The following is a 12,772-nucleotide window of genomic DNA, read 5'->3' as shown; positions in this document are numbered from 1 at the left end:
ACAGAATGAAACGTACAATAATGCTGCTCTTACCCCTGCTTTGCGTTTTGGTTGTGTCGCCGTATTGCGCTGTGGCGGGCGACGCGCCCCCTGATTCTGAGAAGACGGACGCGTCTTGCCCCTTGACCACGCCGGACGCCTACAAGGCCGAACTGGTTGCCAAGGAGATTGCCGGCGTGGCGGGCGAGCCGTTCCACATCAATTTTCGGCTGTATCCGGACCAGCCGCCGCCGGGATTCTTCGTCACCACCCTGGTGGAACCTCTGAACAAGCCTGAAGGCGTTGCCATCAAGACCCTTACTGGGTTTCCAAAATCCACCCTGACCGTGAATAGGGCGGGCGACTACGCATTTGAAGTCCGCGTGCACCTCATTGCCAAATCAAGCTGCGGCGGGGTTAAGGCAAGGGAGCTGCTGCAGGATACTGTGACGGTGCATGTGGAGGGGGGTGAATGAGGAAGTTCTAAGACGAATATATATTGAGTGTATTTTCTGTAGACTATATGTCTAACTTTTTAGAGACTATTGACAATAGAATTTCTCCTGTTCTTGAAAGCTTATACGCTGTACTATCTTTACCCCAGAAAGGAGCTTCGTCTCCTGTGATTTCAAGAATAAGTCCTGCATTAAACAATTCGTGAACAATATCTTAACTTAATAATTCTTTTTTCTTTATGCCTAACGTTCTATATGCATCGGCACAAACTATTCTCTTTATTGAGTTTAATAATCTAAATAGTTCAATGTTGGAAATTTTATCATCAGTGTAGAGTAATAAGGATTCTGCAATCCAGTCAGATTTTTTGTCCTCATCTATTTTTTCTACAGTATAGATGAGTTTTGTTGCTGTCTTTCCTTTGTCTTTTGGGTCGTTTAATTTGATTTTTAGTTTGTTTCTGTCGTCAGAATCCCAGTAGTCGATATTCTTGAGTAAGCGAGCCATTTTTTTACAGAAAAAAAAGTCTCGAATTGATTTCGATGCTTTTGAAATTTTAAAAGAAGTGCCAAATATTGGAATAAAATCAATAATTTCATTGTCCAACAAATATGATAATAAACTATCTAAAGTTTCAGTTGTAATCTCACCAACTACTTCGCTTGCATTGTTATTCATCTTAGATGTTCCATAACAAGGTTTCACATGTGAGAATTACTTAGTGGTGTATTACTTATTAATGACTATGTTTTGAAATGGCAACAATATGTTAGAACCTAGTGGATAGGTAAAACAAGAAATTTTATTAGAACAAATTCCCTACCCCTTGATTGTTTTGATAAACCGCTTCTGCCCTTGTTCTTCCAGAAATTTCGCGAATTTCTTCTCTATCTTCGGAAGTTTGTATAATTTGCCGAAGAAGTTCTTATCGGTCAGCTTGACCATGGTGGAAGGGTTGAAATAGGCGCGGGCGTTCTCCACCGTCAGGACAAAGGGCGGTTTGCCCTCCAATGCCAGAATATTACTCATCATCAGCCCCCCGGTGCGATGATTGCCCTCGAAAAAAAGCTGGGGCTGGCTGAGCATGAAAATATAGGTGCTGGCCGCGCGTTTCCATACGGATTCTGATTTATGCTTCTTGTTCCAGCGCACTATGTGGTGAATGTTGCACTCCGACTGGCTATAGAAGCGGGTGGATGTCTGCTTGAGGTGGTGGGCAAACTCCAAACGGGTGCCGGGGTCCAGGCCGCAAAGCACAACGTGGTTCATTTCCAGGGCGTGGTGTTTGCAATCCTCTGTCACCACGTTTGCCTCCATCTTCAACAGCGTGTTGCAGTAGGCATATCCGGCGAGCATGTTTTCTATTATGCCGTCATCTATGTATTCACGTTTCATGGCCAGGGTTTTGTTTATTTGGCCAAAATCCCGCTGCACATGACGCAATGCCTCTTCAATGGCTTCCAGATTTAATTGATGGCGCTTGTTCATTGCGTATTCATTATCAAAATAGAGTTCTGGCAGGGGGGTAGAAAAAAACCACAATGCATGGGAACGCCAGGCGCGTCGCAAGCATTGTGGTTGACAAGGCGGCGAATGCACAAAGATTATTCTATGCTTTTTAACGCCTCAATCCCTTTGGCTGCAACTTCCTCTGGCAGGGCAGCATAGCCGAACTCAGTGGCGAAGTCCTGCCCCTTGGTGAGCCCCCATTCTACAAAGCGTACCAGAGCGTCCCGCTTGGCTGCATCCTTGTATTGCCGGCGCAGAAGAATCCAGCTGAAGGTGGCGATGGGGTAGGAGGTATCGCCCTCCGGATCTGGCATGAAGAGTCGCAGGTTGGCAGGCATATGCGGCAGATTGTTTTTCAGCGTCAGTGCCCCGCTGGAGGCTGTGGGCTCGACAAAACGGCCATGCATGTTTTCCAGTTCCGCCAGGCGGAGACCGGCGCGGGTTGCGTAGCCGTATTCCACATACCCGATGCTGCCGCGGCTGATCTGAATCTTGTGGGCTACGCCTTCATTCCCACGGGCAAGCATGGTTTTACCGGGCCATTGGATTTTCTTGCCTACGCCGGGGCCGCTGTCGCGCCATTCGTTGCTGATGGCGGCCAGGTGGTTGGTCATGGCATAGGTGGTGCCGCTGCTGTCGGTGCGCGCCACGATGAGAATGCCCATGTCCGGAAGTTGTAGCTCCGGATTGTCTTTGGCAATGGCAGGGTCGTTCCAGCGGGTGATCTTGCCCAGGAAAATGTCGGTGTATACCTGGCGGGAGAGTTTGAGCTGCTTTTCGATTCCGGGCAGGTTGTAAGCCAGGACAATGATGCCAGCCGTGGTCGGAATGAGCACTGCGCCATGCGGGGCTTCCTGCATCTGCGCGTCAGACATGGCGGCGTCACTTGCGCCGAAATCAACAGCATCGCTCAGGAAACGGCGGATGCCTTCACCACTGCCCACTGCATCGTAAGAAATTGAAATGTCGGTATTCTGCTTCTGAAAGACTTCTATCCAGCGCTTGTACAAAGGTGCGGGGAAAGTGGCGCCGGCGCCTGTTACCAGGTTTTGTGGGGAGGCGGCTTTCCCGCCCCATGCTTGGGGGCAGGAAAGACCGAACACGACGAATAGCAAGGCTGCAAAGCTCATGAGAGTTCTGCTTGTTTTCATGGCGTTCACCTTATTAAAACGGTATGTCGTGACCCTTGCGGGAACCTCTTGTATGTATGCAGTAATGCGATCGATCAGATCGAATTACCCAGCAGCGGAACCAATCCATTAACTGAATTCACCGTGCAGGTATTCCTTGGTCAATTGTTGCTGGGGGTTGTCAAACAGTTCTTTTGTGGTGCCCATTTCCACCAGGTAACCGGTGCGGCCACCTTTGGAGATGTCCACGGAAAAGAAGGCTGTCTGGTCTGCCACTCGCAAGGCTTGCTGCATGTTGTGCGTGACGATGGCAAGCGTGTACTTTTGCTTGAGTTGCACCATCAACTCTTCCACCTGGCGGGTGGCAATGGGGTCCAGGGCGGAACAGGGTTCGTCCATGAGCAGAACGCTGGGTTCGGTGGCAATGGCGCGAGCAATGCAGAGGCGTTGCTGCTGCCCACCGGAAAGCGAGAGGCCGTGGTTTTTGAGCTTATCTTTGACCTCGTCCCACAGCGCGGCGCCGCGCAGGGCCTGTTCGACTTTATCCGCCATCTTGCCCTTGTAACGATTGAGACGCAGACCAAAGGCCACGTTTTCAAAGATGCTCAGGGCAAATGGGTTGGGCTGTTGAAAGACCATGCCGATGTGGCGACGGACAGATACGGGGTCCACTTTTTTGCTGTACATGTCCATACCGTGGTAGTGGACGTGCCCTTCAAAGCGGAAGCCGTGGATCAGGTCGTTCATGCGGTTTATGCTGCGCAGCACGGTGCTTTTGCCGCAGCCGGAAGGACCGATGAAGCCGGTGATCTGATTCTTCAGGATGGGAACGTCGCTGTCGCGAACCGCCAGAAAGTCCCCATAGAATATTTTATCCACATGACAGTCGAGGATAACCTCGCCTTTCTGTGCCGTGGCGTTTTGTTGCTCTTCAGCGGTGATGGTTTCCGTGGCCATAGTTCACTCCATATACGTGCGTTACCGCGGTTATCTCTTGCGTTGGCCGATTGCACGGCTGACGATGTTCAGGATCAACACGAGCAGCACCAGTACGAGGGATGCGCACCAGGCCAGTTCAATCTGGTTCGCGAAAGGGCTGCCGGAATAGTTGTAGATCAGCACGGCCAAAGAGGCGGTGGGCTCGTTGGCGCTGAGCCAGTAGTCGCTGAACAGGGCCGTGAACAACAGTGGGGCTGTTTCACCCGCTGCACGGGCAACAGCCAGAAACACGCCGGTAATGATGCCGGGCATGGCCACGGGCAGGGTCACCTTCAGCATTGTTTGCGCCGGAGTGCACCCAATGCCGTAAGCTGCTTCCTTCATGGGTCTGGGCACCATCTTGATGGCTTCTTCCGCCGTGAGCATGACGATGGGAATCATCAGCAGCGAAAGGGCGATGCCGCCTGCCCAGGCGGAGTAGTGCCCCATGATGAGTACCACAGCCGCATAGGCGAAAACACCAGCCAGAATCGAAGGCAGCCCCGTGAGGGTTTTTGCGCAGAAGCGCGATATCTGGGTGATTTTGCGTTTGGGCCCCAGCTCGGCCATGTAGATGGCGGCCAGAATACCGAAAGGTACGCTGATGAGAGCTGCGATGCCGACCATGAAGCCAGTACCTATGATGGCGTTCCCGAAACCACCGCCGGTTTCAAAGGCCGTTGGCGGCAGGGAGTAGAAGACTTCCAGGCTGAGCCGCTTGCCACCTTTGTACAGCAGCATGATGATGACCGAAAAGAGCGGCAGACATGCACCCACTGCAGCAGTCACAGTGATTGCACTCAGCACTATCGATGTCATGGTGCGGCGCTCAAAGGGCTGCTTTTCAAAGTTGGGCTTTTCCAGGTGAGCTGCTTGATTGCTCATCGTTTGGCCCCTCCTGGCTGGCTGTAGGTAATGATCAGCTGGCCGATGATGTTGACCACCAGGGTGATAACCAGAAGTGTGATGGCTGCGAACATCAGGACTTCCACTTCCACGTTGCCGGCTTCAGGAAAGTTCAAGGCCAGCAGGGAAGCCAGGGTGTTGGCGGGGGAGAAGAGCGAGAGCGAAATCTGGTTGGAGTTACCCACCAGCATGGCAAGGGCCATTGTTTCGCCCAGGGCTCTGCCAAATCCCAGCACAAGGGCGCCGAAGATACCACCCGATGCGGTGGGCAGCATGACTCGTAGAATTGCCTCCCATCGCGTGGTGCCCATGCCGTAAGCAGCTTCCTTGGTCTTGTGCGGAATGGCCTTGAAAGCATCCTGGGATACGGCGGCAACTGTTGGGAGAATCATGATGGAAAGCACCAGCGCCGCAGGGAACATGCCCGGCCCGCTGAGCTCCGTGCCAAAAAAAGGAATCCAGCCTAAGTGATCGTGCAGAACATCCGCAACGGGCCGAATCAGGGGAATGAGGACGAAGATGCCCCACAAACCGTATACAACGCTGGGGATGGCGGCCAGAAGCTCGATGATGTTCTTGAGCACCAGCTCCACCTTGCGGGGGAGGAAATCCTGGGTCAGGAAGATAGCGATGGCAACGCCGAAAAAGCCGCCAACGCAGAGCGCAAGCAAGGAACTGTACATAGTTCCCCAAATTTCCGGCAGAAAACCAAAGATTTTATTGTTTACATCCCACTGTGTGGAGGTGATGAGCGTCAGCCCGTAGTCTTTGATAGCGGGCAGCGCTTTGCCGCCAATTTCGAAAAGTAGGTAAAAAAGCACCAAAATGGTGAGCGCTGTAAAGCCAAAGGCTACTGCGCGAAAAACCTTGTCGAAGAGTATGTCCCCGGAAGAGGGGGGCTGCGCTACGCTGCGCCCCCCTTCCAGGCCACTTTTACCTCGTGAGTCCATTCGATCCGCCTTGATCTGTATGGTGAGGGTAGGGGCTATTCAGTCAGTTATTTGATGTTGGCAGAAGCTTCTTTCACTTTCTTCACGACAGCTTCAGGCAGGGGAATGTAGCCGGCCTTGTCGGAAATCTTCTGGCCTTCGGTCAGGCAGTAGTCGATGAGCTTGTGAATCCACTCGGCCTTGTCGGCATCGTACTTCTTGTAGAAGAGCATCCAGGTGTAGGTGACGATGGGGTAGGAAGTGTCACCAGCGGGGTCGGTGGCCCAAACGATCATGTTGGCAGGGAGTTCGTAGCTGGCCAGAGCAGCCTGACCACCAGCAAGACCAGGAGCAACGAACTTGCCGGCCTTGTTCTGCAGAGTAACCATGGGCAGCTTGGCCATCACGGCATAGCCGTACTCAACGTAGCCAATAGCGCCGGGGGTCTGCATCAGGGTAGCGGCAACGCCGTCGTTCTTGGGGGCCTTTACCAGGTTGCTGTCCATGGGCCAGTCAACGGTCTTGCCATGGCCAACCTTGTCCTTGAACTCGGCGTTCACGGCGCTCAGGTGCTTGGTGAAGTTGAAGGTGGTGCCGGAGCTGTCAGCACGGGCAACAACGGTGATCTTCTCGTCAGGCAGCTTCACGCCGGGGTTGGCGGCAGCAATGGCGGGGTCGTTCCAGTTGGTGATCTCGCCCATGAAGATTTTAGGGTACACATCGCGGGGGAGCTTCAGTTCCTTGATGCCTTCCAGGTTGTAGGCCATGACGATTTCACCAGCAGTCATGGGCAGCAGCTGCACGCCTTCTTCAACCTTGGACATTTCTTCGTCGGTCATGGCAGCGTCACTGGCGCCAAAATCAACCACGTGGTTCTAAAAGTCGCGGATGCCAGCGCCGCTACCTTTGGACTGGTAGTTTACGCGAACGCCATCGTTGGCTTTGCTGAAGTCTTTGAACCAGGTTGTGTAAAGGGGGGCGGGAAAGCTGGCGCCGGAACCGGTGATGGTTACTTCGGCAAAACACAGCGCGGGCAGGGTCAAGACCAAAATAGCTACGAAAGCTGCACTCTTAACGAAAGACTTCATCATATACCTCGCTAAATGGTTTTAAGTGGTGCGTCGAAACAACAACCTATTTAGGAGCCTTGAGCCGGTCTTGTGTGTCAAAACGGTGATAAACGCGTAACGAATGAGCGGCTTTGCGAGGAGGGGAAAGAAATAATCGATATAAAATAATATTTGTAATGTAATTTTAGTATGTTATGATGTTATTTTGTCTTTGGAGAAAGCTCCCAATATTTCTTTGTTTACGTCGCAAAGACAAAATGAACAAAAGAAAATGGCCTTATGAGGGGACTTTAAAATTTCTATTTATCAGGACAGGTATATAAATAAATAATGTTTTTTGGGCTGCAAAATGCAAATAGCGTTTACGCCCTGTTTATACGCCCATTATGAAAGACATTTGTATTTGAAACAGAATGCAAAAAATGATTTCTGAGATACAGTTCGCGTCTCTTTGGAGATTGATAATGTGTAAGTCAAACCCTACATAAATGACGTTCCGTCTTTCCACCGAGGTGTAGATTTTGTGGAGTGCACTGAAGCAGTTAATAACGTTTCTGCTATTGCAGTTGGTTTCGCGTGGGCCGGGAGTTGTTACGGGGTGCACCAAGAATAAGGGGGAAGGTGAGGCCGCGTCAGGGTATACTCTCCGAAAAACAATATTTTCATGACAAACAGTTACAAAAAAAAGCCCCGGCCGTGTCCACGGCCGGGGCTTTTGCAAGCAATATGAATCCGAAGCGGCTTAGCGCTTGGAGTACTGGAACCTGGCGCGGGCGCCGCGCTGGCCGTACTTTTTACGCTCTTTCTTGCGCGCGTCACGCGTAAGGTAGCCGTACTTCTTCAGGGCGGGGCGCAGTTCGGGGTCCAGCTCGATCAGGGCGCGGGCGATGCCGTGGCGCACTGCAGATGCCTGGCCGGCGATGCCGCCGCCGCAGACGTTGACTTTGATGTCGAACTTGCCCAGCATGTTCGTCACTGCCAGAGGCTGGCGGACGATCTGCTGCAACGAGGGGCGAGGAAAGTATTCCGCCAGCTCGCGGCCGTTCACGGTGATGTCGCCGCTGCCCGTGTAGAGACGGGTGCGTGCAACGGAAGTTTTTCTTCTGCCGGTGCCGTAGTTGAATTCCTGCGTCATGATTAGCTCCAACTCGCGAGCCCCGGACTAAAGGGGCAGTTCCAGAGTCTTGGGGTTCTGTGCCGCATGCCCGTGCTCAGGGCCGGCGTAAATTTTCAGCTTCTTCAGCATGGCGCGACCAAGGCGGTTCTTTGGCAGCATGCCGCGCACCGCAGCCCGGATCACTTCCTCAGGCTTTCTTTCCAGCATGTCGGACAGGCTGGCAGAGCGCAAGCCCCCAGGGTAGCCCGTATGATGGTGGTAGAACTTGTCGGAAAGCTTGTTGCCAGTGACCTTAACCTTCTCGGCATTGACCACGACAATAAAGTCTCCGTTGTCCATATGGGGGGCGAATTCAGGCTTGTGCTTGCCGCGCAGGCGGTGAGCAATCTGGGAAGCGATGCGGCCCAGAATCTGGCCTTCTGCATCCACAACAAACCAGTCGCGTTTGATATCCTTAGGGGTCGGCGTATAGGTCTTCATCCTCAGCTCCTTAAAATCACGCACGTCGAAAGAAGGGGATGTATAGATGCTATCATTGTCGGTGTCAAGTTATAATTCCACCGATGTAACATCTTTTTTTCGCGCTCGGCGCATCCCGTACATGTCGAACAGGCCTTGTACAGGACTGTTCGATGAAAGGGAAGGGAAATAAGTCGCCTTGTGCTCACCCGTTGCTGCAGGTATGCTTCCTGTTCAACCGCAATATCTTTTTTCCCGCTTATCGAGGATTACACCCATGCCCAGTATCAGGAAAAGTCTCCTGCAGTTCGCCTTTGCCGGCGCCTTCATGAAACGATGGAATGACAAGCTGCGCCCTGTGGAATTGCTTGAAATAGACAAGCAGGCGCACAAAATGATTGCCGCCTGGGCGTTGCTTTTGGAAAACAGCAAGGGCTTGAGCGCTGATGAAAAGCTCGACCTGGGGCAGACCGTGGTGGAAGGGGGGCTTTTTGAATATTTTTACCGCCTGGTCATTACAGACATCAAGCCTCCCATCTTTTATCAGATCAAGGCGAATCCTGATCATTACAAACGCCTCACCGAGTGGGTGATGGGGCAGCTTGCGCCCCGCCTGCAACCTCTGGGCAGTGATTTTTGGCAGCGGCTGCAGGATTATTATACAAAACCATGCGCCAACGAACTGGGGCAGCGTATTCTAGATGCCGCCCACCTGTATGCCAGCAGTTGGGAATTCAACCTCATCAAGCCAGTGAATCCGCTGGATGATGAATTCCAGGAAATCGAGGCCTCCTTTGTGGACGGGCTGGCGCGATACAAAGATCTGGCTGGTGTGCCCGAACTGGTCAAGGGCATAGAAAACCCCCTTGGCCGCTTCACACACCTTTGCGGACAACTCCGTTTCCAGAAGCGCTGGTCGCAGACGCCACGTATTCCCGAGACCTCCGTCATCGGACATATGTTTCTGGTGGCTTGCTACGCCTACTTTTGTTGTCTGGCGCAGGGCGCATGCCGCAGCCTGGCGCAGAACACCTTTTTCGCCGGTCTCTTTCATGATCTGCCAGAACTCCTAACCCGGGACATCATCTCGCCGGTCAAGAAATCCGTCATGCATCTGGCAGACCTCATCAAGGAGTACGAGGAAAAAGAGCTCACCCGCCGTGTTCTCACGCCCCTGGAAGAGGGAGGGCACGGATTGTTGAGCGAACAGCTTACGTATTACCTCGGGCTGGATGTCGGCTCGGAATTTATGAACACGGTGCGTGAAAACGGTGTTGTGCGTTCTGTCAGCCGGGAAGAGCTATACGAAAATTGCAATAGCCAGGCGTATGACCCCAAAGATGGCGAGACCCTCAAGGTGTGTGATTCCCTGGCCGCCTTTATCGAGGCCTACACGGCCATGCGCAATGGTATTTCTTCCGAGCAGCTCCAGCAGGCGCTCTGGCGTTTGCGCGAGCAATACCAGCGCGTCACTCTTGGCCCCGATCTGCATATAGGGGCCCTGCTTGCAGATTTTGACTAAGAGGCGATCGTCATCTCCAGTCCCTGCCAAGGGTGGCGTCTTCCAGTGACCTTTCATCTATATATAAGGGTGTCACCCCAGCAGCATGGTTTGCCCCCAGAAAATTAGCAGGCCACAACCAATGGTTAAAAGGGTGTTGCGGGTGCGTAACGCTACGCACAGGGCAATGATGCCTGGCAAAACACCTTCCCAGGAGATGCCGGCCAGTGTCTGTGCTATGACATCGGCATGCTGTGCACTGCTGCTGCCGTGGGGGAAAAGTAGGCCCGGCACTGCCAGGGCCGCCATGGCCGCCGCCGGTATGGGGCGTAACAGTGTGAGCAAGCGCCCCTTGCCGTTCCAACGTTCCGCCAGGGGCAGAAAAGAAAGCCGGATCAGGAACGTTCCTGCACTGAGCAACAGAAGCAGTAACCAAGCCTCGCTGGAAATATTCATGCGTGGCCTCCTTTCTCAGCCGTGCACGGCTTACAGGCATTGCGCCATTCCAAAAGACTGCCGACTATAATACCGGCGAACACTGCGACCAACACGCTGCAATTATAAGGAAGGGCGCGGCACAGTATGACGGCAGCGCCCGATGTGATTGCTACGGCCATGCCATAGCCCGTCTGCAGATGCGGCGCCAGCAAGGCAAGAAACGTCAGCGGCACGGCAAAACCCAAATCCAGGGATTGCGGCAGGTTGGCGCCGAGAGTGGCGCCGCAGATGGTGCCAATGCCAAAGCCAGCCCAGATGATCCCGCCCCCTCCAAGATAATACCAGCTTTTGCGCTCCTCGGGGTAGCCTGGGGCAAAGCGGGCCATGCTCACGGCATAGGCCTGATCAGTAAGAAAATAGGCAAGGCCGCATTTATGCAAGAGCGAACGCCCTTTGAAATGTGGTGCAATGGAGGCGCTGTAGAGCAGCATGCGCATGTTTATGACCAGCCCCGCCACGAGTGCCGGCAGCAGTGGACCGTTGTCTGTCAATAATTGGATTGCGGCCAATTGTGATGCCCCGGCAAAGACCGTGAAGGACAGCAATGATGTGTAGGCAGGCGAAAAGCCGGCGGCCACCGCGGCCATGCCGTAAACAAGACCAAAGGGCACCACGCCCAGAAGGAGCGGGCTGGCGTCCGCCATCCCAGAGAAAAATGCTACCGTTTTGGGGCGTTCAAGCATGGGCGTTGCGGCAAATGTTTTGGGCAGCTGCATGGAGCCTCCTCTGCCGGTCTGGTAAGTGTATGCATGATGCGTTTGTTTGAAGCGGGTAGTTGTCATTATTGTATCGATACGATTGACATGTGTATCTTGTCAAAGTAAACATTGTCACCATGACAAGTTGGACGCCGCACCTCGATAGATCCAAGCCGCTGTACCAGGCACTGGCCGACGCCATAGAAGAGGGCGTGGCCGCTGGAGAGCTGCCAAGGGGGGCAAAACTCCCAACGCATCGCGAACTTGCTGAGCTTCTGGGGGTGACAGTGGGGACGGTGACGCGGGGGTACGCTGCGGCAGAGCGCCGTGGACTGGTGAGCGGTATTACAGGGAAAGGGACCTTCATTACGCCGGATGCCGCCACTGAGAGCTCACTTCTTGAACCTGTCGCTCCAGTGGGAAATCAGGTCATTGAGATGGGGCTGGTGCTGCATAGCAGAGGCATGGGGCCAGATGTGTCCCGCCAGTTGGCAACGCTTGCCAAAAAAGCAGGTGTGCAGTCGCTCCTTGATTATGCAGAGCCTGCAGGGCGCCCCTCGCATAGAGAGGTTGGCGCAAAGTGGATGGAGCGCTCCGGCATTTCCGCCAGTGCGGACAATGTGGTGATTTGCACCGGAGGGCAACATGCCCTGACGTGTGCATTGCTCTCCCTGGTGGGGGTAGGGGAGGTGGTGCTGACCGAACCGCAGACCTATCCGGGGTTGAAGACGCTTGCGCGCTCCTTGGGGGTGCGGCTGGCGGCCGTAGAGCATGTGGACGAAGAGGGGCTGCTTCCTGAAGCGTTTGAGAACGTCTGTCGACGTGAAGGCGCAAAAGCCTTGTATCTGATGCCCAGTGTGAACAACCCAACCACACGTTGTATGGGCGAAAAGCGTCGGCGTGATATAGCCCGGATTGCGCAGCGCCTGGGGGTTTATATTCTGGAGGATGACGCCTATGCCCTCCTGCGGGAGGCCCGTCCAGATTCCTTCGCCAGCTTTGCCCCGGATAGAACGGTGAGCGTATGGAGCCTCTCCAAGGCCTTAGGTGGGGGGCTGCGGACGGCTTTTGTGTATGTACCCACAGCAGTAAGGGCAGGGATGATTCGCGCCGTGCAGAACACCGTATGGATGGCGCCCCCGTTGCTTGCGGAGCTGACATGTTCCTGGCTGTCCTCTGGGGAGGCGGATACGGTCCTGGCAGGGCGCAAGGCAGATAACGAAGCGCGCTGGAGCCTTGCTGCGAAATTTCTGGAAGGCTATGATTACGAAGGGTTCCGCGATGGGTATTTCATCTGGCTGCACCTGCCGGGAAAAGCGAGCGGTCTGGCTTTTGAGGCCAGAGCCCGGGAGGCCGGAGTAGGGGTTTTTGCGGCAGAGCGTTTTTCCGTGGCCCACGCCCCCGCACCCCGGGCCGTGCGGGTTTCACTCTCCGGGCCTGATCATTTGCACGAGCTGGAGCAAGGGCTCGGCATTTTGCGCAGCTTACTGGACCAGCTTGGCGGGGAGTCGGAAAGTGCGCTGGAAACGCCCTTTCTGTGAA

General features: G+C 53.9%; 13 protein-coding genes and 1 pseudogene. 3 read left to right on the top strand and 11 right to left on the bottom strand.

Annotated features, from left to right (window positions below; genetic code table 11):
• Positions 1-5 precede the first annotated feature (5 nt).
• Positions 6-455: a hypothetical protein gene (locus tag ACZ5EH_RS21795; protein WP_464275959.1), complete on the top strand. Its 450-nt coding sequence runs from the start codon at positions 6-8 to the stop codon at positions 453-455.
• A 193-nt stretch (positions 456-648) separates the two neighbouring features.
• On the opposite strand, the gene ACZ5EH_RS21790 is transcribed toward ACZ5EH_RS21795, so the two are convergent.
• The 9 genes and pseudogenes from ACZ5EH_RS21790 to rplM form a co-directional block, all read right to left on the bottom strand.
• Positions 649-1,113, bottom strand: a complete 465-nt coding sequence (locus ACZ5EH_RS21790) for a hypothetical protein (RefSeq protein WP_464275958.1) — start codon at positions 1,111-1,113, stop codon at positions 649-651.
• A 141-nt stretch (positions 1,114-1,254) separates the two neighbouring features.
• Positions 1,255-1,923, bottom strand: a complete 669-nt coding sequence (locus ACZ5EH_RS21785; RefSeq protein WP_464275957.1) for a hypothetical protein — start codon at positions 1,921-1,923, stop codon at positions 1,255-1,257.
• 116 nt (positions 1,924-2,039) lie between these two features.
• Entirely contained in the window at positions 2,040-3,095 is a 1,056-nt protein-coding gene (gene pstS / locus ACZ5EH_RS21780; protein ID WP_464275956.1) for a phosphate ABC transporter substrate-binding protein PstS, read from the bottom strand.
• 108 nt (positions 3,096-3,203) lie between these two features.
• The gene (gene pstB / locus ACZ5EH_RS21775) at positions 3,204-4,031 is read right to left on the bottom strand and encodes a phosphate ABC transporter ATP-binding protein PstB (RefSeq protein ID WP_464275955.1); all 828 of its coding nucleotides are present in this window, start codon (positions 4,029-4,031) and stop codon (positions 3,204-3,206) included.
• 30 nt (positions 4,032-4,061) lie between these two features.
• Positions 4,062-4,937, bottom strand: a complete 876-nt coding sequence (gene pstA / locus ACZ5EH_RS21770) for a phosphate ABC transporter permease PstA (protein ID WP_464275954.1) — start codon at positions 4,935-4,937, stop codon at positions 4,062-4,064.
• Positions 4,934-5,908, bottom strand: a complete 975-nt coding sequence (pstC, locus tag ACZ5EH_RS21765; RefSeq protein ID WP_464275953.1) for a phosphate ABC transporter permease subunit PstC — start codon at positions 5,906-5,908, stop codon at positions 4,934-4,936. The genes pstA and pstC overlap by 4 nt, the downstream gene beginning before the upstream one ends.
• 47 nt (positions 5,909-5,955) lie before the next feature.
• A pseudogene (gene pstS, locus ACZ5EH_RS21760) lies at positions 5,956-6,975 on the bottom strand (phosphate ABC transporter substrate-binding protein PstS).
• Positions 6,976-7,699: 724 nt separating this feature from the next.
• Positions 7,700-8,092 carry a 30S ribosomal protein S9 gene (gene rpsI, locus ACZ5EH_RS21755; protein WP_464278345.1) on the bottom strand — a complete coding sequence of 131 codons (393 nt, stop codon included), beginning with the start codon at positions 8,090-8,092 and terminating at the stop codon, positions 7,700-7,702.
• A 27-nt stretch (positions 8,093-8,119) separates the two neighbouring features.
• Positions 8,120-8,554, bottom strand: a complete 435-nt coding sequence (rplM, locus tag ACZ5EH_RS21750) for a 50S ribosomal protein L13 (protein WP_464275952.1) — start codon at positions 8,552-8,554, stop codon at positions 8,120-8,122.
• 256 nt (positions 8,555-8,810) lie between these two features.
• Between rplM and ACZ5EH_RS21745 the strand changes: the two genes are divergently transcribed.
• A complete protein-coding gene (locus ACZ5EH_RS21745; RefSeq protein ID WP_464275951.1) occupies positions 8,811-10,055 on the top strand; it encodes an HD domain-containing protein in 1,245 nt (414 codons plus the stop codon).
• 72 nt (positions 10,056-10,127) lie between these two features.
• On the opposite strand, the gene ACZ5EH_RS21740 is transcribed toward ACZ5EH_RS21745, so the two are convergent.
• Positions 10,128-10,490, bottom strand: a complete 363-nt coding sequence (locus ACZ5EH_RS21740) for an AzlD domain-containing protein (protein WP_464275950.1) — start codon at positions 10,488-10,490, stop codon at positions 10,128-10,130.
• Positions 10,487-11,248, bottom strand: a complete 762-nt coding sequence (locus ACZ5EH_RS21735; RefSeq protein ID WP_464275949.1) for an AzlC family ABC transporter permease — start codon at positions 11,246-11,248, stop codon at positions 10,487-10,489. Before ACZ5EH_RS21735 ends, ACZ5EH_RS21740 begins: the two co-directional genes overlap by 4 nt.
• A gap of 89 nt (positions 11,249-11,337) precedes the next feature.
• Between ACZ5EH_RS21735 and ACZ5EH_RS21730 the strand changes: the two genes are divergently transcribed.
• The gene (locus tag ACZ5EH_RS21730) at positions 11,338-12,771 is read left to right on the top strand and encodes an aminotransferase-like domain-containing protein (protein ID WP_464275948.1); all 1,434 of its coding nucleotides are present in this window, start codon (positions 11,338-11,340) and stop codon (positions 12,769-12,771) included.
• The last annotated feature ends 1 nt before the right edge of the window (position 12,772 follow it).

The sequence above is a fragment of the Desulfovibrio biadhensis genome (assembly GCF_055388615.1).
The sequence above is the reverse complement of the archived record's forward strand: the minus strand, read 5'-3'. Positions and strand labels throughout refer to the sequence as shown.

Coding starts and splice junctions, on each gene's coding strand:
- ACZ5EH_RS21785 (WP_464275957.1), bottom strand. CDS start 1,923: ATGAACAAGCGCCATCAATTAAATCTGGAAGCCATTGAAGAGGCATTG.
- ACZ5EH_RS21735 (WP_464275949.1), bottom strand. CDS start 11,248: ATGCAGCTGCCCAAAACATTTGCCGCAACGCCCATGCTTGAACGCCCC.
- ACZ5EH_RS21790 (WP_464275958.1), bottom strand. CDS start 1,113: ATGAATAACAATGCAAGCGAAGTAGTTGGTGAGATTACAACTGAAACT.
- pstB (WP_464275955.1), bottom strand. CDS start 4,031: ATGGCCACGGAAACCATCACCGCTGAAGAGCAACAAAACGCCACGGCA.
- pstS (WP_464275956.1), bottom strand. CDS start 3,095: ATGAAAACAAGCAGAACTCTCATGAGCTTTGCAGCCTTGCTATTCGTC.
- ACZ5EH_RS21745 (WP_464275951.1), top strand. CDS start 8,811: ATGCCCAGTATCAGGAAAAGTCTCCTGCAGTTCGCCTTTGCCGGCGCC.
- rpsI (WP_464278345.1), bottom strand. CDS start 8,092: ATGACGCAGGAATTCAACTACGGCACCGGCAGAAGAAAAACTTCCGTT.
- ACZ5EH_RS21740 (WP_464275950.1), bottom strand. CDS start 10,490: ATGAATATTTCCAGCGAGGCTTGGTTACTGCTTCTGTTGCTCAGTGCA.
- ACZ5EH_RS21795 (WP_464275959.1), top strand. CDS start 6: ATGAAACGTACAATAATGCTGCTCTTACCCCTGCTTTGCGTTTTGGTT.
- pstC (WP_464275953.1), bottom strand. CDS start 5,908: ATGGACTCACGAGGTAAAAGTGGCCTGGAAGGGGGGCGCAGCGTAGCG.
- pstA (WP_464275954.1), bottom strand. CDS start 4,937: ATGAGCAATCAAGCAGCTCACCTGGAAAAGCCCAACTTTGAAAAGCAG.
- rplM (WP_464275952.1), bottom strand. CDS start 8,554: ATGAAGACCTATACGCCGACCCCTAAGGATATCAAACGCGACTGGTTT.